This window comes from Pedobacter sp. B4-66, from assembly GCF_018492665.1.
Lineage (GTDB): Bacteria > Bacteroidota > Bacteroidia > Sphingobacteriales > Sphingobacteriaceae > Pedobacter.
Genome location: NZ_JAFVME010000014.1, coordinates 48,085 through 70,654 on the forward strand (window position 1 = coordinate 48,085; position 22,570 = coordinate 70,654).

13 protein-coding genes, 1 tRNA gene and 1 riboswitch are annotated in these 22,570 nt (G+C 37.8%); of the genes, 4 read left to right on the top strand and 10 right to left on the bottom strand.

Translation table 11 applies throughout. The features are described from left to right. Positions 1-32 precede the first annotated feature (32 nt). The 3 genes from J1905_RS20465 to J1905_RS20475 form a co-directional block, all read right to left on the bottom strand. Positions 33-1,124, bottom strand: coding sequence for a sensor histidine kinase (locus tag J1905_RS20465; protein WP_214229087.1), 1,092 nt, complete (start codon positions 1,122-1,124; stop codon positions 33-35). 242 nt (positions 1,125-1,366) lie between these two features. Then, positions 1,367-1,438: transfer RNA gene (locus J1905_RS20470), tRNA-Arg, on the bottom strand. 58 nt (positions 1,439-1,496) lie between these two features. Then, positions 1,497-2,726, bottom strand: coding sequence for a polysaccharide deacetylase family protein (locus tag J1905_RS20475; RefSeq protein ID WP_214229088.1), 1,230 nt, complete (start codon positions 2,724-2,726; stop codon positions 1,497-1,499). Between the two features lie 198 nt (positions 2,727-2,924). On the opposite strand from J1905_RS20475, the gene J1905_RS20480 reads away from it, so the two are divergent. Both J1905_RS20480 and J1905_RS20485 read left to right on the top strand, forming a co-directional pair. After that, a complete protein-coding gene (locus J1905_RS20480; protein WP_214229089.1) occupies positions 2,925-3,851 on the top strand; it encodes a hypothetical protein in 927 nt (308 codons plus the stop codon). Positions 3,852-3,947: 96 nt separating this feature from the next. Then, positions 3,948-4,895, top strand: a complete 948-nt coding sequence (locus J1905_RS20485; protein WP_214229090.1) for an EamA family transporter — start codon at positions 3,948-3,950, stop codon at positions 4,893-4,895. 55 nt (positions 4,896-4,950) lie between these two features. Here J1905_RS20485 and J1905_RS20490 read toward each other — a convergent pair whose 3' ends face one another. The 6 genes from J1905_RS20490 to J1905_RS20515 form a co-directional block, all read right to left on the bottom strand. Further along, complete coding sequence (locus tag J1905_RS20490; protein WP_502928749.1) at positions 4,951-6,321, bottom strand: FGGY-family carbohydrate kinase; 1,371 nt, start codon at positions 6,319-6,321, stop codon at positions 4,951-4,953. 3 nt (positions 6,322-6,324) lie between these two features. After that, complete coding sequence (locus J1905_RS20495) at positions 6,325-7,599, bottom strand: sugar isomerase (RefSeq protein WP_214229091.1); 1,275 nt, start codon at positions 7,597-7,599, stop codon at positions 6,325-6,327. A gap of 18 nt (positions 7,600-7,617) precedes the next feature. Beyond that, a complete protein-coding gene (locus J1905_RS20500; RefSeq protein ID WP_214229092.1) occupies positions 7,618-9,738 on the bottom strand; it encodes a bifunctional aldolase/short-chain dehydrogenase in 2,121 nt (706 codons plus the stop codon). Positions 9,739-9,766: 28 nt separating this feature from the next. Further along, positions 9,767-10,846: an L-rhamnose/proton symporter RhaT gene (rhaT, locus tag J1905_RS20505; RefSeq protein ID WP_214229093.1), complete on the bottom strand. Its 1,080-nt coding sequence runs from the start codon at positions 10,844-10,846 to the stop codon at positions 9,767-9,769. A gap of 119 nt (positions 10,847-10,965) precedes the next feature. Further along, complete coding sequence (locus J1905_RS20510; protein ID WP_214229094.1) at positions 10,966-11,994, bottom strand: GntR family transcriptional regulator; 1,029 nt, start codon at positions 11,992-11,994, stop codon at positions 10,966-10,968. A 53-nt stretch (positions 11,995-12,047) separates the two neighbouring features. Further along, positions 12,048-14,714: an alpha-L-rhamnosidase gene (locus J1905_RS20515; RefSeq protein ID WP_214229095.1), complete on the bottom strand. Its 2,667-nt coding sequence runs from the start codon at positions 14,712-14,714 to the stop codon at positions 12,048-12,050. Positions 14,715-14,881: 167 nt separating this feature from the next. After that, positions 14,882-14,990: riboswitch (SAM riboswitch) on the top strand. 251 nt (positions 14,991-15,241) lie between these two features. Here J1905_RS20515 and J1905_RS20520 point away from each other — a divergent pair. Further along, positions 15,242-18,370 carry a SusC/RagA family TonB-linked outer membrane protein gene (locus J1905_RS20520; protein WP_214229096.1) on the top strand — a complete coding sequence of 1,043 codons (3,129 nt, stop codon included), beginning with the start codon at positions 15,242-15,244 and terminating at the stop codon, positions 18,368-18,370. 6 nt (positions 18,371-18,376) lie between these two features. After that, the gene (locus J1905_RS20525; protein ID WP_214229097.1) at positions 18,377-19,813 is read left to right on the top strand and encodes a SusD/RagB family nutrient-binding outer membrane lipoprotein; all 1,437 of its coding nucleotides are present in this window, start codon (positions 18,377-18,379) and stop codon (positions 19,811-19,813) included. A gap of 74 nt (positions 19,814-19,887) precedes the next feature. On the opposite strand, the gene J1905_RS20530 is transcribed toward J1905_RS20525, so the two are convergent. Then, a complete protein-coding gene (locus J1905_RS20530) occupies positions 19,888-22,539 on the bottom strand; it encodes a family 78 glycoside hydrolase catalytic domain (RefSeq protein WP_214229098.1) in 2,652 nt (883 codons plus the stop codon). Between the last annotated feature and the right edge of the window lie 31 nt (positions 22,540-22,570).

Below are 22,570 nucleotides of genomic sequence, written 5' to 3' on the forward strand. Positions count from 1 at the left end.
TATAATTTGTTTTTTATTGACGATGAAGCTATTTAGCTTTGATAAATTGTGGACTTCAACAAAGGAATACTAACCCTAAAATACCCATGATCCTTCTCAATTCTCACTTCTTCATTACTCATTAGTTTATACCTGCTGATGATGTTCGCAAGCCCAATACCAGAAGCCAATGGCTTTCTTTCCAATGGAATCAAATTATTGGAAACCACTAGGTATTGTTGATCATCTACTGTAATATTAATTTTAAGCGGACTCTTTTTTACTGTTTTATTGTGTTTAAGTGCATTTTCAATAAGAATCTGCATAGTTAAAGGTGGCAGTTGCAAGCCCAGAAACAGATGCTGGATATCAATTTCAAATACTACACCTGTCCCAACCCTTTTTCCAATTAGAAAAATGTAGGCATGTACAAACTTCAGCTCATCTTCCAGACTGATGATATTTTTCTTTGCATTCAGTAGGAGGTAACGATACACTTTCGAAAAATTCTCAGCATATTCATAACCGAGTTGCTGATTTTCCAGAATCAATTCAGAGAGTACACTGAGATTATTAAATACAAAATGTGGATCAACCTGAAGTTTCAGCGCATGCAATTCGGCTTCGGCAGCAGCTTGTTTAAATTCTGCAGCCTGAATAGAGCTATTTTTCCAATTGTTAATCAGATAACTGGCCGTATGGACACCACTAATCATTAACGCAATAATGGTACTGACAATGATCCACTGACTAATTCCAGTAATCTCCTCCTGTCCAAAGTTCCATTTCTGATCGTCAAATAAGTAGCCGATTGCAAACTCCAAGGCAATAATCAATGCTGTACAAATTAAAGTGGATAAGGTTTGAAGCACTAGCCGCAGTACCGGTCTTTCCATCCAGGAGATGTAGGCGTTGAATTTAGTATTGAGGTAGATGCTGGATTCAGATATAAGAATGCAGAAAAACAATGTAAATACCAATTCTATTACAATATCCTTAATCGGTCGATGGAAATATACAGTCCAGTAATGCGCATAAGGATCTATCAGATAAGTAATCAGATAAATCATGATAAATCCAAAGAGGATAAAAAGTATCCTGCGTCCGTTATTGGTTAAAAAAGTTTCCCGGTTAGCCGTCATCATCTTTGTTTTGTAAAAACAAAAATAGCCATAAACCTGTCTTTTTATGTTTTTATTGTGCTCATCCAACAAAAACCATACTTAAATCACCTCATCACCGTGCTGAATCGAAGAAATTTGGGATTGATCCGGAATTTGATCCGACTCTGAAAATTCAAAACAAAAAAAGGCTACAGAATAATCTATAACCTTTTAATAATTTTTCTAATAAACTTTAACACTGTACTAGCACTGTGTTAAAAATGTGTCCCCGACGAGATTCGAACTCATATCGTTGGTACCGGAAACCAAAATTCTATCCATTGAACTACGGAGACTAAGTCCGCAAATATATAAAATTGATTGAATACATTACCGTCTGTTTCAGACATTACATCATTTAGTTAACTGTATATTCAGCAAACTATGTTTCCCCTTCCCATTCGTAGTAACTTTCATATCCTTACTTTGAGAAATCACACTAAAAGTTGAGGTAGTTTTTATATGAAAGGACATCCCGCCATGTCTAAAAGAGGCTGGAATATCAGGCAAAATGACTTCCAGAGTCACATCCTGTCCATTTTGTTTAGTATTTATTTTAATACGATCTCTCAACCATATATATTCATAAACTTCCTGCCAAGGAGCCATCCACAAATTATCAGTTCCACCTATTCCGTACCTTTTAGCAATTGAAGTCATATAGTACTTAAAATCAGGAAAGGTCAAACTAATATCCCATAAATTATCATTCCCAACACCATGAGTAAATTCATTATACCACAACACCTCAGGTCGTTTAAGAAGTAAATCTATTTTATGCAAATGTTGATCAATATCTGTAAACCCCTTATTTGAAGTACTTTTAACAAAATCCCTTTGATAAACCAGGCGATTAAGATTAACCGATTTATCAACTTTTATAATAGGCCCCGCCCCATTGATAGTACCTACTGCCACTATCCCGTTATCAAACGCTGCTTTAGCATATTCATCTTGATAACCAGGATCGCCTTCTCCTCCAGGGACAATAAACTGTGTCATTTGAAAGCCTAATCCCTTAAACACGGCAGTTCCATTTTCACGAACTTCTTCAGAATAATCTGTACCATGTTTTGTAGAGTGATGGTAACTATGATTCAAAATATCCCATCCAGAATTATAAAGTGTTTTAACTTCCGACCACGATAAGTTACCTCTGTTTTCGGGTGTTTCAGTAAGACTGGCAGCATTAATTGCAATGCCCATGCGAAAAGGGACTAAATTGCCACAACCATCCGAAAAATACAGACCTTTCGATAAACTACCATCTCCTCCCTGATCTTTCTGCCACCCATCAATAAAAGAAGCACTAATTCTACCTCCGTTTAATAACGGATAAGCACATAAAAAAGCTGATCGATACCCATCATCTAACATAAAGCTATAGGCCAATCGCTTATTATACTTTAATGCCGCTTTTTCAATACTAACCTTGGTATTAGTGTTTAGTTTAATCTTAACAAAGATCGTCTTGCTTCGGGAAATAGGATGGATCACATTAGCAATTGAGGTATTTACAAATTGCGTCAAACTAACACAACCGCATATTAGCAATTTTCCAATCGCACCTTTGTAGACTTTCATATTTCATCTTTTTAATTGGATAATTCAAAATAGGGCTTTATAAAAATAGATAATTAATCGAAATATTAACATTGCGCTTTAACTATTTAATACAAAACAATATATTTACCATATCATGCTCTGCATAACGGATACTAAACACAAATAAAGGTTTACGCCTCAGCAAAATCGTTATAACAAAGAACCAAACTAAACCTAATGAAAATACATTTAACTCTATTTGTAATCATATGTCTTGCTATTGCAGGTTGCAGTAAAAACCCTGTTGAAAAAGATCCAGATACTGGCCCAAGCTTGGGTAATGACTCATTAGTTTCAAGATTAAAACTAAAAATTACCGACAAGCAAAATCTTATTATTAAAGTTTTAGTGTTTAAGGATAGCAAAGGCAATAATGTAATTGCCGGAGCAAAAGATAAAAAATACTGGATTGGATATTTTGATGCCTCAGGAAATCAATTAAAAGTTCAAACTTATACACAAGACCCTACTGAAATTCCAACTGCAAGCGGTAGTAAAGTACCTGTCGGCTATAATTTTTATACCCGCATAAAAGAAGTTAACAAAGCTATTTACATAGCCAGACAAATGAGAGAAAGCCAGATCAACAATCCTTCAGATCCTTTTATTGAAGACTTTACAAAAATTGATATGAGTACCAGTACAATCACCAATAGTTACACTGCGGTGATACCAGGGAAAGCTGAACCTTACACTTCCGAAATATTACCTTGGACTACGAACCTAACTCAGATTACAAAAAGTAAAATAAACACCGCAGGTAACATCGTAAGTTCCATTAATTCTATATACAATGAACAAGGAACCTTAGTTGGCAGTTTCCCTTCTCCGAGAGACCTTAAGTATGCTGAGAAAGCCTTATCTGCTTCAGAATACATCTTGGTAACCAGTGATTTTCATTTTACTTGTAAAAGACTTGCCGACAATTCTATAAAGTATGATGTAGATCTTCTTGAAAAAATTGGGACAATTAGAAGTGGCGTTATTAACGAAGTAAAGATTAACAGCAATTCAATTGAAATCGATTATTCAGTGATCAATCAAAACGGGGTGAGCATTAATGCTAGACCTGAAATAAACTTGACAACCGGAGAAGAGCTGTAAATAGACTACAAGGCACATTTGGTAATAGAATTGTTATATAATTTATTAAAGAATGATTTTCTCTTTGATAAACGTTCTATTTGTTAAAAAAGAATTATGCCCTCTGTTCAACAAAAATCAGCTCCACTTTTACTTGTTTTATTAGCCTTTTTAATTGTTTATCTGGTATGGGGTTCCACCTATTTCTTCATTTCTAAGGCTGTAGCCGGTTTCCCGCCATTCTTTTTGGGTGCATTTAGATTCATAATTGCGGGTACACTTCTACTTGGCTGGTGTATTTTTAAAGGCCTCCCGGTATTTAATAAAAAGAACATATTTCATGCTGGAGTTAGTGGCATACTCATGCTGGGCGTGGGTAATGGAATAGTGATCTGGGTTGAACAGTTTTTACCAAGTGGCCTTGTTGCCATCATGGTTTCATCAGCAGCGATTTGGTTTGTAATACTAGACAAAGGTAAATGGAAAGAAAACTTCAGCAACAAATTTACTGTGGCTGGTTTAATTATCGGCTTTTTAGGGGTAATTCTATTATTCTGGGAACAACTCACCGCTAGTTTTTCTGTTGAACAAGATTCAAGAAATGTCTTAGGGATGATCCTTCTGATCATTGGCCCTATCGGTTGGGCTGGTGGATCCCTGTATTCAAAATATCACCCTGCACCTAATACGCCTGCATCAGTTTCTACTGCATGGCAGATGCTAATTGCCGGAATAGTGTTCGTTCCCGGAAGCATTATAGCAGGGGAAATGAATAGCTTTCAATTTCAAAATGTACCCGAATCTGCGTGGTGGTCAACGGCCTACCTAATCATATTCGGTTCAATCGTTGCCTTTAGCGCCTATGTATGGCTATTACAAGTTCGTCCCGCAACTCAGGTTAGCACCTATGCTTATGTAAACCCAGTGGTTGCTGTATTACTGGCCGTATTTTTTGCAAATGAGATTATAAGCATTGTTCAGGTAACAGGTTTAGTTGTTATTCTGGCCAGCGTTTTACTTATCAATCTATCTAAATACAAAAAGTCGCCCGTTAAGGCGACTTAATTTTCATAAACTATAATTAACCAATATTAATTACCGCTAATTTGCCTCACGATAATTAATTCTGGTGCTGAACTACTGAATAATATTTCAGTTCAATAATATCATTTGGTAATGGTTTTGTATTCCACGATTTATGAATAGCCAAAGCTGCCCCAACGGCAGTTGCTTGCGCCATAAAAGCTGCGAATACTTCAAGTTCAGGAAAAACCACAGCAAGTAAATTCATAAATATGCTATTCTTGCTAAAACCTCCATCCACAAATATTCGCTTCACTTGTGTTCCTTTAAGAACCCTGTTTGTAGCTATATATTGCTGATTTACTAGATCTAAAACCAATTGATGGTACGCAATAATATCGGTTGCGAAATCAGTCAGGTCACGCTCCCCAAAAGAAGTAATGTCTGTTTGGGCATTAAGCTGCAATTCTTCAATAATCCTTACATCATATGGAACAGCGCGATAAGTAATAATGTCTGTACCAAAATGAGCGGCAATTCGTTTTACCTGCTGCTCGTGCTCATATCCAGAGAAAAGACGCGATGCCTTAACCGGTTTGCCCTCATACTGCAAGTAACAAAGGCAGTCATTTTCCAGTTCTTCTGCCGTAAGCGGAGAAGAATTAAATGGATTAAAACTAATACACCAAGTACCTGTCGATAATAAAATGAATGGCTCATGGAAATTCACAAGATATGGCACTAAAGCTGCCGAGCTATCATGAAACCCCGCTCCTACGGCATAATTATTCCCTGGAAATGCAGCAGGCATCACACTGTTAGAAGGAACAATAGGTGCAAGCTTTTCAAATATGCCCTCCTTTTTAACCCACTCGTGATAAGCATTCTTAGTGAAATCCCATAAATTGGTATGACAGCCTATACTTGTCAAATCAGAGTATGTCTCCCCCGAAATTAGATAGCTAAGGTATTGCGGCAAATGAAGCGCATACTTTATCCTGTTAAACAACTCAGGCTTTTCATACTTAATCCTATACAATTGCATTCCCGAATTCAAACTACCTAAAACAGGAGACGCAGTAAGGTTAGAGAACTCTTCTTTACCTCCGTAGGTATTATAAAACTGATCTTTAAGCTCCTCAGGATATGCTTTCAGGTAATTATATAACGGTGCCAAAGGATTACCATTTTCATCCAGATAAACAAAACTGGCACCATAGGTTGCAAAATTAATAGACTTAATTTCGAAAGCCGGGTTTCTGAATACCTCCCTTAAAGAGTCAAAAACAGACAACCTTAAACTCTCCAAATTTTCACAAGGATCCCCATCCTCATCCATCGTTTCGGTAAACCGCGCCGATCTTTCAAAAACTATTTTGTAGTTTTCATCAAAAAGAAACAGTTTCTTATTGGTTTTACCAACATCAAAAATTGCTATTACAGGGATCGCCTTCATCTTAACTCCCATCAATTACAACCCGGTTGCTACCGTTTTTGATCCACGATTACTAATTAACTCTTGTCTCACTTTAAATGTCCTGAAAGCCTCAAGTGGTGCTAATGCAGCTCCTGTACGTAAGCGTGCTTCAGCCACTAATGGGCGTACATCTGTTCTGAAAGCTTGTTGCAGAATCTCCTGACAACGTGCCACATCATTAATAGCTTGAGCTTCCTGTAAGGCAACACGATCAACCGATAAAGCCTGCGCATAAGCGATCATAATGGCCTCTACAGATTGTAATAAATCTTCAAGTGGATCTTTAACATTATGTGAAGCATCAATCATCCAACCCAAATCTTCTCTGTGATCCATTCCACGAGCATCCATACCTTCAACAAGCTCATTAAATATAAGGAACAATTGATAAGGCTTAATACTACCCGCAGTTAAGTCATCATCACCGTATTTCGAATCGTTAAAGTGGAAACCACCAAGCTTTTCTTCCATTAGTAACAGTGAGACAATCTGCTCAATATTTGCATTTGGCAAATGGTGACCAAGATCTACTAATGTAAATGCTTTAGGCCCTAACTTATTTGCATATAACAACGATTGTCCCCAGTCTCCAACTGTTGTCGAATAGAAATTAGGTTCAAAAGCTTTATACTCTACAAAGATTTTCCAGTCGCTTGGCAAAGCTGCATAGATTTCGCGTAAGCTTTCCAAAGTATTCTGGAAGGCTTTCCTAAAATTAAGCTGACCAGGGAAACAAGATCCATCAGCCAACCATACAGTTAATGCTTTAGAACCTAACTCTACACCCTGACGAATAACTTCGATATTATGTTCAATTGCATGTTTCCTAACAGCTTTATCAACATGCTGTAATGATCCAAATTTATAACTCTGTGCCTGATCTGGCTGATCTTGAAACGTATTTGAGTTCATAGCATCAAAACGTAAACCATGCTGCGCAGCTAAAGCTTTAATTGCATTTGTATTATCAGCGGTATCCCATGGAATATGCAATGAGATAGCACCACTTGAGCCGTTAAGCTTATGAAGCAAGCCTATATCTTCAATCTTTTCCTCAATATTTCTGGGCTCACCTCCCGAAGAGAAACGTCCAAAACGTGTTCCACCAGTACCTAAAGCCCAGCTTGGTATAGCGATCTGGAAGTCTACCAGCTTCTGAATAATGTTCTGAGCGTCAGAAATCTCTGATGTAATGAAATCCAGCTGACGCTCATGCTTAGCCAAGCGCTCGCTGTTATGTGATTCTAAGTGGTAATTTTCAAGTTTCATTTGTGTAGGTTTTTAAGGTTAACGAACAAAGGCATTTGCAACACCCCCGTCCACATTCAGTACATTACCTGTCGATTTATTCATTAGTCCGCCAACAAAGGCAAAACATGCGTTAGATATATCTTCAGGTAAGATCACTTCATTAAGCAAGGTACGCTTTGCATAGAAAGCTGGCAACTCTTGCACACTAATTCCGTATGCTTTTGCTCTACCGGCAGCCCATTCGCCTTCCCAAATTTTACTGTCCGATATTACAGCATCAGGATTAACCGTATTCACACGAATATGATCAGCACCAAGTTCTGCAGCATTTAATCTACTTAAGTGCAACTGGGCCGCCTTAGCAGATCCATAGCCTGCGTTGTTTGGACCTGAAACCAATGCATTTTTACTAACTATGTTCAACACATCGCCACCAATTTCCTGTTTACGCATTACTTCTACTCCTGCCTGAGTGATAAGAAATTGCCCTTTAACCAGGATATCATATAACAAGTCCCAGTCTTTTTCGGTATGCTCTTCGATTGGTTTTGAAATAGAGATTCCAGCGCAATTCACTACTATATCTACCCCTCCAAACTCTAAACTTGCTTCTTCAAAAGCATTCTTAATGCTTGCAGCATCAGTTACATCTAAAATTACTGCTGTATAAGCATCTTTCCCAAATTCATTGTTAAAGCTATCATTAGCTTTTTGCAGTCTTCCTGCATCATTATCATTAATTACAGCACATGCACCTTCTTCAATAAATTTACGCGCAATAGCTTTACCAATTCCGCCGGCGCTGCCAGTAATGAGGGCTACTTTACCAGAAAGTGGTTTTGGTTTAGGCATTCTTTGCAGTTTTGCCTCTTCCAAAAGCCAATATTCTATATTGAATGCTTCCTGTCTCGGTAAGGAAGTATATTCAGATATGGCTTCAGCGCCTTTCATTACATTAATGGCATTAGTATAGAACTCGGCAGCAACTCGGGCAGTTTGTTTATCTTTAGCAAAGGAGAACATTCCTATTCCGGGATATAATATGATTACCGGATTGGCATCACGTATTGCAGGACTGTTATCATGTTTGCAAGAATTATAATATTCAGCATACATTTTACGGTATGCTTCAAATTCAGGAGCTAATCTTTCTTTAAGTGCTTTAACATCACTAATATCTTCGTTGGCTTCTAATTTAAGTACCAGCGGACTGATCTTAGTGCGTAAGAAGTGGTCAGGGCAACTTGTTCCAAGTGGAGCCAAACGATCCAGATCATTTGAGTTAATAAACTCTAATACCCTTGCATCATCAGTAAAATGACCGGTCATATGACGCTCGCTTGAGCAAAAACCTCTCAACACAGGAGCAATAGCCGCTGCCTGTTTACGACGATGATTCTGTCCTGCACTTTCAATTTTCTGACCTCCAAATACAGGTTTATTTTTACCAAAGTTCTCTTCAAGATATTCGGCACACATTTCAATTACCTCAAGGGTGTTAATGTAACTTTCGAAAGCTGTATCTCCCCATGTAAACAAACCATGTGAGCCTAACATAATACCTCTAATTCCAGGATTTTCATCCAAACATTTGCGCAATTGCAATCCAAGCTCAAAGCCTGGTTTTTGCCATGGCACCCAACCAATTGTTCCGTTAAACAATTCTTTGGTGATGCGCTCCCCATCTTTAGCCGCAGCAATTGCTATTGCAGCATCAGGATGCAAATGATCAATATGTTTAAAAGGCAAAAAGCCATGCAATGGAGTATCAATAGAAGGTGCCTTAGATTTCAAATCATAGATGCAATGATTAAACAACTCAACCATTTCATCCTCATGTGCAAGCCCTCTGTAAATATTTTTAAGATTGCGCAGGCTATCTACATACAAAGCAGCTAAACCACTTTGCTTTAATGTACCTAAATCGCCTCCAGACCCTTTAACCCACATCACCTCAGTATCCTCTCCGGTTAAAGGATGTTTTGCGATAGCTTTGCAAGAGGTATTCCCACCCCCATAATTTGTCAGCCTCAAATCAGCGCCTAATAAATTTGAACGGTAGATTAACAATGCAACCTCATCACCGGCCATTTCAGCGGCCTTTGCATCATCCCACAAATAACTTACATGTTTAAAATCAGTTGTTCTAACAGTCATAAAAATATTTCATTAATTAAATTTGTTTTTATTTGATCGAATTTCCGTAGCCAACAATAAGCACAGAAATAATAATGATAGCTATACCGGCTATTACGGTACCAAAAGTCCTCTTTTTAACACCCGACCATTCCTTTAACACAATACCCCAGGTATTAGCTATTAAAATGATAAATGCCATGTGCAGTATCCATGAGCTGGCTCCGTTACCTAGTTTACTTTCCCCCATTCCATAGAAAAAGAACTGTAGAAACCATGTCGTACCCGCAAGCGCAGAAAATATATAGTTCTTTAATAGAGGTGTTTCTTTGTTAGAATAATCGCCGAAAGTTTTGTTGCGGAAATTCAACATCATACACCAGAAAAGATTGGTAGTTAATCCGCCCCATAATATGATGATATAAGTTACATTGTTTTGGAAAAGAAACTCTCCCTGATCAGGATGCGTACTTTTCCAAACGTCATTAGCAACATTAGCCATATCCTTACCCGCATCAATACCAAAGGCAAAACAAGCACTTAGGACACCTGAGATAATAGCCACAACAAGGCCCAAACCAATCTTATACTCCTTATTAGATGGATCTCCTTTACCTGCAGCTACCAGATCTTTTTCTTTCATTACACCGGCTTTACCACAAACTATAATCCCTATAACGCAGATTACTAAGCCCAGTAAAACCATTTGTCCCCATTGGCTGTTCAACATATCCGAAAAGCTATCTTTACCAGCCTTTGGATTAAAATCGTAATATATAGAAGGTATTATTGCGCCGAAAACAGAACATAATCCGAGGATAATGGAACTACCCAGAGAAACTCCAAGATATCTAACTCCAAGACCATAAGTTAATCCACCTATTCCCCAAAGCACTCCAAAAAAGTAAGTAAGCAATAAGATTTTGCCATTAGTTGCAGCAATGATATCAGCAAAACCCGGAATGGTAAGCCACGCTGCCAAAGGCGGCACAAGCAACCACGAAAAAACACCACCCACAATCCAGTAACTTTCCCAGGCCCATCCCTTAACCTTCTTATAAGGAATATAAAAACTACCGGAGGCAAAGCCCCCTATAAAATGGAAAATAACCCCGAAAATTGCTTGCATATTTATTGAACTTTATATTTGGTTAAAAATAATAGTCCTAATTTATACAAGTAGATTTTTAAAACTGTCATGTACTATCATGAAGAAGTGCAAATAAATGCACTACAGCCTAAAAATAATTAAATTGATGCTCTGCGGGTATAGTAAAAAGGTACTTCAACATGACGTCTGGAGTTGTCCAGTATAAGATTAGCAGCCACAGTACCCATAAATTTAAAGTCAGTAGAAATAGTAGTAATACCATTCAATAAAATTTTCTTTAAAGGCGTTTCATTGTAAGATATCACTCCTACATCCTTCCCTATTTTGAACTTCATACTAATCAGTCTTTCCAATAAATTCACAAGATCAGCTTCCATTAAATTAATAAAAGCTTCCCCCTCATTTATCGGCTCCCGAGATATATCACTAACTACGTAATGTGAAAAAGCATATTGCTGACAAAAACGATGAAAACCATCTAAAATCTCTTTCGGAAAGTAACTTCTTTTAGGGAAAATAATCTTCAATGTATGATATTTACTAAGCTCATTACGTGCTTGCTCTAAAGCATCATATATATTTTTTTCGAAATTCTCGTATGCAGCCGCATAATCACCATCAACACCCTTAATTTTTTTGTCTAATAAAACCAGCTTTTCTTTTGGAATGGTATTAATAATATCTCTGGCGTATTCTTCACCTTCAATAAAATGAGGAATAATCACATAATGTGAATATTCCTCTTTCTTATCATTTAGAAATCTCTTAAAAAGTCTGAAATCATTATTGTAGATATAAAAATCTACTGAAACATCTTCGCCTAGTGCGGCAATAAACGCATCGTAAACGATCTTTTTGTGTGCACTAAGCTTATTAAAAAGCAGAAATACTTTCAGCTTCTGTTTAAAATCAATACTGGAAATATAATAGCCTTTACCAGGTACTGAATTAATTACGCCAATGTTTTTAAGATACTTATATCCTTTTTCAGCAGTATCTCGGGATATCTCCAGTTTATAACTCAGTTCGTTAATAGAGGGCAATAAATTATCCTTCTTTAGTTTACCTAGTTCAACAGCTTTTATTATTGCGCTCGACAACTGCAAATATTTTGGAGTTGCAGAATACTCATCAATATGAATAAAATCAAAAAACTTTGTCTTCATCTTTCTAAAAGTAAGTAATTTAATGCAATTGCCTGATATCAGACAAATAAGTATTACCTAATTTCGAACTGGTATTTACCTGCCCCAACTTTAGTTTTAGCCGTAACAGCTTTACCGTCCTTATATGCCTTTTTACCATCTGATAATGGAAAAGTAATTGTAGCACTGGAATTTGCAGGAATAGTTACTGTATAAACCACAGCATTCCCTGATCTTTTCCATGAAGAAACGATCTTACCATAAGGTCCGTCATGCTCTGCTTCAAAGTGCTCTAATCCCGTAACAAAATTAGGACGAAGTTGAACATTCTTAAATCCAGGCTGTTGCTCATCGGGATGAATCCCTCCTAAACCTTTAAAGAACCAGCCTCCTATTTCCCCAAACATCATGTGATTTAATGAGATGTCTCTTTCTGCTTTTATATCCCAGTTTTCATACAAAGTAGTTGCTCCATTAACAATCCACCATCCCCACGAAGGGTAAGTATCCTGTGCTGCCAATTTATATGCAGTTTCAGCCTGACCATTATCGCTCAATGCGTTTAATATTGCTTTAGCACCTAACACACCCACATCAAGATGCATTCCATCTGCTGCAACTCTTTTAGCAAGATTTTCTGCAACTTTTGTTTTAAGCTCTTCAGGTACCAATCCCCATTGCAGGGCTACACTCAATTCAGTTTGTACGCCCGATGCATAAATACCCGTTGCACGGTTTAAATACTTATCGTTGATTGCTTTTTTAATTTTCTCAGCAAGGTTACTGTAGTAACTGTAATCCGCTTGTTTGCCAAACATTTTTGCAGCCTTTGCAAGAATAACTGCATCCACATAGTAATAAGTAGAAGAAGTATATTCTAATGAAGATTGCGACTTAACAGGCACCCAATCTCCCCTACCAAAAGTTGTTAATCCGTTAGGACTAATTTGCGCTATGTAATTCACGTACCTTTTAATGCTGCCGTAAGAATCCGAAAGCAATTTACTATCACCATAAAACATGTATATATTCCAAGGAATTATAGCAATTGTACTTGTCCAGTCTGTTCCGTTTGCCGATCCATAACCCCATCCACCTGTAGGTATAATATCCGGAAGCACGCCATTAGGTTGTTGCTCATCTCTGTGGTCAGCAAGCCATTTTTCGTAAACCGTAATGCCATCAAAGTTGAACAGTCCGGTCTCAATAGCAAAATGCCCATCACCAGTCCATCCGTTTTTCTCTCTTTGCGGACAATCAGTAGGATATCCCATTAAGTTAGACAAGTAAGAGTTATTAGTTGCCCACCATAACCTGTCGATCAACTTATTCGAAGAACTTATTTTACCTGCCGGAGTAACATCACTGTGCATAAAATAACCTGTAATGCTTTCCTTAGTCAACTGAATAGGCTTGCTACTAGTCACCTCAACATATTGAAATCCCTTGTAATTAAACTTAGGCATAAATTCAAGTTCACCTTTACCAGATAAGGTAACGATATCCGTTTGAAAAGGATCAGTATTGTCTTTCGGACGATAGTAAACATCGATATTAGAAAGATCAACTCTTCCATTTGCATACAAACGTTCGCCATGTTTAATGCGAATGGTGGTTCCTTTCTCGCCATTTACCTTAATTTTGGTAACACCAGAAATATTGCGTCCCAGATCAAACACGTATACTGTGTCATTCACCTTTTGCATTGTTTTAGAAGGAATTTCCTCAACATTGCGAATTGGCTGCATTACCTGACTTACCAGATTATTTGATGGTGCTGCCCTTAACGAAATGCCATTCCATTTCTTATCATCAAAATCTGCAGTGTTCCATCCCGGTTGTTCTTTACGGGCATCATAATGCTCAGCAGTATAAATATTATTTAACACGATTGGGCTCGAGCTAGTTTTCCAGCCGTCACCAGAAGAAACTACATCAACAGACCCATCCTCATAAGTAATTCTTAAATCCAAACAAAAAGTAGGTCTTGCTCTCCATGGTGCCTTATCAAAATTCCATACCGCTATAGATTGATGATTATACCAACCATTTCCAAGTAAAACACCAACAGCATTTTTACCATTCTGAATTTGAGCAGTAACATCATAAGAAACATATAAAGTACGTCTGTCAAAACGAGTATACATTGGATCCAGTCTGTGGTTCCCTACTTTTTTACCATTCAGATATAATTCATACAAACCGGCTGCAGCAATATATGCCCTTGCCGATTTAACCTTTTTAGCAGGTTGAAATACTTTTCTAAAATATGGAGCCTCACGTTTTTCTATATCATTTCCGTCACTGATCCAGGTACCTTTCCAGTTACCAATTTTCATCATCCCTGTTTCAAAACTAGCTACCGGAGCAGACGAAATAAGTTTACCATCTTTATCCCAAAGTTCAACTGCCCAAAAATATTTGGTGAAAGCTTCCAGTGGTTTTCCATTATAATTAACAAGATTGGCAGAAGAAACTACTTTGCCAGACTCCCATACAAGCCCTTTTTTTCTGACAACCTCTGCAGAATCTTTACCTACAATAACCCTATAAGCAGTTTGTTTAGCACCCTGACGATCATCCGTCATCATCCATGATAAACGCGGGTTTAATAAATCAACACCTATTGGATTTATTAAATGTTCGCATTGTAAACCCGACGGTTTAGTTTCATTAGAATAAGCCTTTTCTACAACAGAAAAAGCAGAGAGCATGAGCAAAAAGGAATAAAGAAGTTTCATTAAAATAGTTGAAGTGAAATTTAGTGTGTTTACAATGTTAATTTTCTTGTGCATTTTCAGCAACCCGTACTGTCCTGCTCAAAATACAAAATAATTATTTTATTAAATCCTATAGGATTACTAGATTATTTATATCTTTGTGCCAGCAAATGGTTCTTAAAACTTCCTGCTTATCAAGAAAGACTGAGGGATTGGCCCTATGATGTCTTAGCAACCTCTACAATTCATTGTAAAAGGTGCTAATTCCAATTCGCTGCAAAGCGAAAGAGATAAGATTAAATAGTGTAATACTACTTATCAACCATCATTAACCAAATCTAATTCTGTTCAAGACAAGTATGTGAAGGGCTGACCTAAACAATAAATGTATAAAAACATGACACAGAAAGTACACCAAAAAGAAATGCGCTGCTCATCTCCCCCTAACAATTCCTCTGCCGGTTTTATGGCCGGTCAAAAACGAATGCACTGCTGCAATATCTAGTGCAACTAAAAGAATTTATTATACACCCATTTATTTAATTCAAATGTTAAAAACATACAAATTTTTTGTAGGGATTCTTTTATCCTTTTTTTTCCTACAAACTGTACAGGCACAATCTGTTAAAGTAACCGGTACTGTTACTAGTAACCCAGATGGAGAGACCATCCCAGGTGCCTCAATTACCGTAAAAGGTAAAAAAACAGGAACCACTACCGACAATAACGGTAAATTCTCTATTACTGCCGATGTTAATGATATATTAAATGTTTCCTATATCGGATATACTACAAAAGAAGTAACCGTTACAGCTGCAAGCACTACATTAAATATTAAGCTTGATGTTTCCGCCAATGCTTTAAGTGAAGTTGTTGTTACAGCCCTTGGCATTTCCAAAGAGAAAAAATCTCTGGGATACTCAGTTCAGGAACTAAAATCTAAGGATATATCAACAGCGAAAGAAACCAACATAGTCAATTCGCTGGCAGGAAAAATTGCAGGTGTACAAACCACCAGCAGTCAGGGTGATATGGGTTCTTCAAGAATTATCATTCGTGGAGAAACTTCCATCTCAGGCTACAACCAACCACTTTTTGTTGTTGATGGAGTTCCTGTTGATAACTCACAAAACCTTGGCACAGGTGGATCAAGAGATTTTGCAAATACCATTTCTGATATCAACTCAGAAGACATCGAGTCTATCAGCGTACTAAAAGGCCCAAATGCAGCAGCATTGTATGGATCACGAGCTGCAGCGGGTGTTATACTTATTAAAACTAAAACAGGAAGAGGACAAAAAGGACTGGGTATCAGTGTTAACTCAAATACAACATTCTCAAACTTGCTAACCCTACCTGATTATCAAAACTCTTTCGGGCAAGGAACAAGTGGCAAATTTAGCTTTGTAGATGGAAAAGGTGGAGGCATAAATGACGGTGTTGATGAAAGCTGGGGACCAGCATTAGACGGCCGTCTAATCCCTCAATTTGACTCTAAAGGTGTTGCAGTTCCATTTATCGCACACCCAGACAATGTTAAAAACTTCTTCAAGACAGGTTATACCCTTAATAATGGTATCGCTATTGCCGGATCAGGAGAAAAACAAGATATCCGCTTCTCTTACAACAACCTTACTCAAGGCGGTATATTACCAAACTCTTCTCAGGACAAGAATTCATTATTATTAAACACCACTTACAGAATTACACCTAAATTAACATTAAATGCTTCTGCAAACTACATCAAAAGCAATGCAGATAACCTGCCTGCTACCGGTGGAAAACGTGCAACAGGTCCGATGCTTCAATTTACGTGGTTCGGAAGACAAGTAGACATTAGCAAGCTTAAAAACTATAAGGACGAGAATGGAAACGATTTTAACTGGAACAACAGTTACTATAGCAATCCTTACTTCATTGCTTATGAAAATACAGTTGGTCAGAAACGGGATCGTATCATTGGTAGTGCAGAATTGAATTACAAAATCACCAGCGCATTATCAGCCAACTTCAGAACAGGAAACGATTATTACACAGACCGTAGAAAGATTAAAATTGCTTACGGAACAAATGGTACCCCATTCGGTTCATATGAAGAAGATTCATACACAGTTAATGAAAACAATACAGAGGGTCGCTTAGAATACATTAAAAAACTAAGCTCAGACTTCTCATTAGATGTTTTGGCAGGTGCAAATATCAGAACTTCCATCTTCGAACAAAACAATCAAAAAGCAACTAAACTAGCTGTAAACGGCTTGTACACATTAAGTAACTCAAGAGACCCATTAGTATCTTCAAACTTTTATAGCAAACTTAAAACATATAGTTACTTTGGATCAGCTCAATTAGGCTTTAGAGACTATGCTTATATCAATTTAACAGCCCGTAACGATTGGGATTCTAGTTTACCAAAACCAAATTTATCTTACTTCTACCCTTCTGTTAACGGAAGTTTAATTCTTACTGAAGCTTTCGACATTAAAAATGATGTTCTTAGCTTTGCTAAAATAAGAGGAGGATGGTCTAAAGTAGGAAAAGCAACAGACCCTTATCAACTTATGGATGCATATAGCTTTACTGCTCCATTCAACGGAAACCCACAACAATCAGCCAATCCTCTCGCTCTAAATCCAGATCTTTTACCAGAGATCACCAAATCAACAGAAGCAGGTTTTGAAGTAGGATTGTTTGACAACCGCGTTAAGCTGGACCTTAGTGTATACAACACCAACAGTATCAACCAAATTTTAAGTGTTGACGTAAGTTCCGCAACCGGATATTTACAAAAAAAGATTAATGGTGGAAGTATGAATAACAAAGGTTTAGAAATTCAGCTTGGCTTAACCCCTGTTAAACATAAAGATTTCAGTTGGGACATTAATTTAAACTATTCACTTAACCGCAGTAAGGTTACTGAGTTAGATAAAGAAGGCCGCATCAGCAGCTATACAATTGGAACCAGTGGAACTTTAGATGTACTTGCAGCAGTAGGCCAACCTTACGGAACTTTCTTCGGAACAGCTTATCAACGTGATGCAGCCGGACAAATTGTGGTAAATGCTAATGGTACGCCTGTTATTAATCCATCAAAACAAATCCTTGGTAAATTTACACCAAACTGGGTAGGTGGAATCACAAATAGCTTTACTTACAAAAACTTCAATTTAAACTTCCTTGTCGACGCCAGAATTGGTGGTAAAATATTCTCAGGAACTAACTCTACTGGAACTTACACAGGAGTACTTGCAAGTACTATGAGGGGAAGAAATGCTGAAAATGGCGGACTTGCCTACACAGTAGGTGGCACTACATTTAACGATGGGATGATTTTTGATGGCGTATTGGCAGATGGTACAAAGAACAGTAAAATCATTCCTGCCGAAGAGTACTACAAAGCTACAACAAAAGCAGATGAGCAATTTGTTTACAGCGCTTCTTACATAAAACTAAGAGAGGTAAAACTAAGCTACAATATCCCAGCTCAATTTGTTAAAAAGATCGGCTTGCAAGATGCCACATTTTCATTAGTAGGACGTAACCTATGGATTATTCATAAAGACGTACCAAACATCGATCCTGAAACTGCCTTAAATACAGGCAATGCTCAAGGTCTGGAAAGCTTAACACTTCCAACAACAAGATCATTTGGTTTTAACCTTAATTTTAAATTCTAGAACATCATGAAATTCAAATATATTCCAATCCTATTTTCTGCAATCATAGCAACCTCTTTCACCTCTTGCAAAGATGAACTGGCAGATATCAATAAAAACCCTAATGCTGCAGAAAATCCACTGCCTGATTATTTGTTAACCGGTGCAATAAAAAACACTGCTGATGCATATTGGGGTACCAACAACATCAACTCAAGTCTGTTATTTATCCAGCAATGGTCAAAAATACAGTACACTGATGCCGATCGTTACATCTTTGCCAATACTGATCTTCAGGACTTATGGAACACGGGCTATACAAAAGGCATCATCAATCTTAACAAGCTAATTTCAGTAGCTGATGCTCAGCAAAACACCAATTACAAAGGTGTAGCTAAAGTATTAAGATCTTGGACATTCCTTTTACTTACTGATGCCTACGGAGACATCCCTTATTCTCAATCTATACAGATCAAGCAAAATGTAACCCCAGAATATGATACACAAAAAGATGTTTATTTCGGATTGCTTGAAGACTTAAAATCGGCACAAGCTGATTTAAAATTAGACGGTAAAGCGATTGCCGGTGATATCATTTATGGAGGAAAGATTGATCGTTGGAAGAAATTCGCAAATGCGCTAAGATTACGTATCGCCCTACGTATAGCAGATCGTGAACCAGAAAAAACCAAAGCTGTACTTGCTGAAATTAAAGCTGAAGGTGGTGATTTCATTAGCAGCAATGCTGAAATAGCACAATTGGTATATTCAACCTCTCCTAATCAAAACCCGATCAGCAATACCTTTGATACACGTAACGACCATAGAATCAGCAAAACAATAGTAGATAAACTGAAAAGCTTAAGCGATCCTCGCCTGCCAATATTTGCTAGTCCAACTCAAGATGCTACACCAGAAACTTATGTTGGTGTTCCCAATGGTTTACTTACAAGTGATGCCAATAGCCTTGGATTAAACAAAACATCTAAACCAGGTGTTTATTTCCTTGCTCCATCCGCCCCTGCCGTTATCATTAGCTATTCTGAAGTATTATTTGATCGTGCAGAAATAGCTGCGCGCGGTTTTAGCACTGAAAATGCGGCGGCACTTTATAAACAAGCTGTAGAAGAGTCATTAAGACAATACGGAATAACAGAAGGTGCCATCACAACTTACACGAATCTTCCAGCGGTAAAATACGATGCTACTAACTACAAAAAATCTATTGGAGATCAGAAATGGATCGCTCTATTTGGTCAGGGATTAGAAGCCTTTGCCGAGTGGAGGAGACTTGATTATCCTGAACTTGCACCAGCAGTTGCCGGCACATTAGGTGGAAAGCTACCAGTAAGATTTATATACCCAGGACGTGAGCAATCACTTAATGGTGCAAATTACAAAACCGCAGTAGCCAGACAAGGCGCAGACCTACTTACTACTAAACTATGGTTTGATGTTAAATAACATAACAACAAATTAAACAAAAAAGGGTCTGTATCATTAATCATGATACAGACCCTTTTTTGTTTAATCCCCACTTAAATCTTACTTTCAAAGTGATAAACACCAGAACCAATCTCTTGAGTATTTCCTGGTAACACGATTTTTGCTTTAGTATTAGCTGGTATGGTAACATCTAGTTTCAACAAACCATTTTCCAGAGTCCACGCAGATTTCACTATACCATAAACCGTTTCTAATTCAGCAGCTGCATTCGTAATTTTACCTCCTGGTTTTGGAGAAATAACTATATACTTATACCCAGGCTGATCAGCTACTGCATTAATACCAGCAATAGTTTTATACATCCAATCACCAATTGCACCATACGCATAATGGTTAAAAGAGTTCATATCCGGAGTCTGGAAACTACCATTTGGCTTAATACCATCCCAGCGCTCCCAAATTGTTGTAGCCCCCATCTTTACAGGATACAGCCACGAAGGATAAGTCTCCTGCATCAAAAGATCATAAGCAACATTATCAAATCCGAACTTGCTCAACACATGGCATAAATAAGGCGTCCCAAGAAACCCGGTAGTCAAATGATTACCATAATCTCTGATATTCTGCACCAAACGTCCGGCAGCATTTAGCCTTAAATTCTCAGGCAACATATCAAATTGCAAAGCCAATACATAAGCCGTTTGTGTACCCGAAATCAACCTCCCATTAGGAGTCATATATTCTTTTACATACGCAGCTTTAATATCCGCTAAAAGTGAAGTATATTTTACTTCATCATCCTTTTTACCCAAAACCCTTGCAGCATTAATCAACAACTGGGTAGAATGCGCATAAAAAGTTTGAGCAATCATATACTTATCAGTCACCGCAGCCCTGCCATCATCATCAGGTCTGTAAAAAAGCCAGTCGCCAAAGTGGAAACCTGTATTCCAAAGGTTGTCTTTAGAGGCTGAAGTCATAAACTTCACCCACCCCACCATGCTTTCATATTGACTTCCCAATATCCTTTTGTCACCATACGCCACATACATATCCCAAGGAATGATGGTTGCCACATCAGCCCATCCAGCTGCGCCAGATGAACCATCACCAATAACATTTGGAACCACAAAAGGAACACTACCATTTGGTAACTGATCCAATTTTACATCCTTAAGCCATTTGGTAAAGAAGCCTGCAACATCCATATTGTATGCTGCAGTGGCGGCAAAAGCCTGCGCATCACCAGTCCAACCCAAGCGTTCATCCCGTTGCGGACAATCCGTAGGCACATCAACAAAGTTTCCTTTTTGCCCCCACTGAATGTTATGCTGTAACTGATTCAACAACGGATTAGAAGTCGTGAACTTACCCGTAGTTTTCATATCAGAATACAAAGCAATAGCAGTAAGATCACTTTCCTTCAATTCTCCCCGATACCCTTCTACCTTCACATATCTAAAACCTTGAAACGTAAAATGAGGTTCAAAAACTTCCTCACCTGCGCCTTTAAGGATATAATTATTCTGCTGTTTTGCCGACCTTAAATTAACAGTATAAAAATTACCTTCTTTATCCAATACCTCAGCATGACTAAGCGTTATTTTTGTTCCAGCGGCACCTCTGGCTTTCAGCTGAACCCAGCCCACCAAATTTTGTCCAAAATCAACAACTGTTTCACCTTTCGGTGTTTTAATTATCTTTAAAGTTTTAAACTGCTCATGCTTTTTAACCGGAGGACCACTCATACTCACCAGTTGTTCCTTGCCTTTACTTAAAGTTCTTACCCTAGTCCAGGTCTGGTCTTCCTTGTAGCCGGCCAATGCCCAACCCTCTTTCTCAAACCTTGCGTCATAAGTTTCGCCGTTGTAAATATCAGAACCTAAAATCGGCCCATTAGATGATTTCCATTGATCATCTGTCTGCACAGTTTCCTTACTTCCGTCCGCATACTCTATTTCAAGCTGAAAAAGCAATGCTCTGGTATCACCATAAAAATTATGCTGACCAGCAAAACCAATATGCCCTTTATACCATCCATCACCCAAGGTAATACCTATTGCATTACTACCCTTTTTCAGAAAAGCAGTTACATCGTATACCTGATATTGAAGATGTTTGTTATAACTAGTCCATCCTGGTGCAAAATAGCTATCACTTATTCGTTTACCATTTATCTGAGCCTCATATAAGCCCTTAGCAGTAACATAAACCGTGGCCGACTTAACTTCTTTTTTTAAAGAAATCTCTTTTCTAAATAGTGGACTAACCTTAGAAGTATCCTTTCCAGATACTGTTATCCATTGTGCAGTCCAATCAGAATCTACCAGACCTGTTTGAAAAATCCTGAGCTCAGACCATGCCGAAGTATTGCCATGATTGTCCTTTATCCTAACTTGCCAGTAATATCGTTTTTTAGATTGCAATTCAGTTCCTGCATAATCGATCAATACAGACTGATCGCCAGCAACATTAGCTTTCCACACTAAGTCTTTACCCGACTTAACAGAAGCTTTACTTGCACCAACCCTAATCTCATAAGAAGATTGCAAAGTATTTTTCACTGTCGAATTTATCTTCCAGCTAAACCTCGGTTTTAGGGTTTCTATACTTAAAGGATCTTCCAAATGCTCAACCTTAAGGTCATTAACACTTAATTTCTGAGCAAAAACAGTAAGATTAAAAACAAACAAGAGCGCAAATACTGCAAAAAACTGCAGCAACTTTTTAACACATAATTTCATATCCGGCTTAATAGTGAGTTTTTGGGAAAAG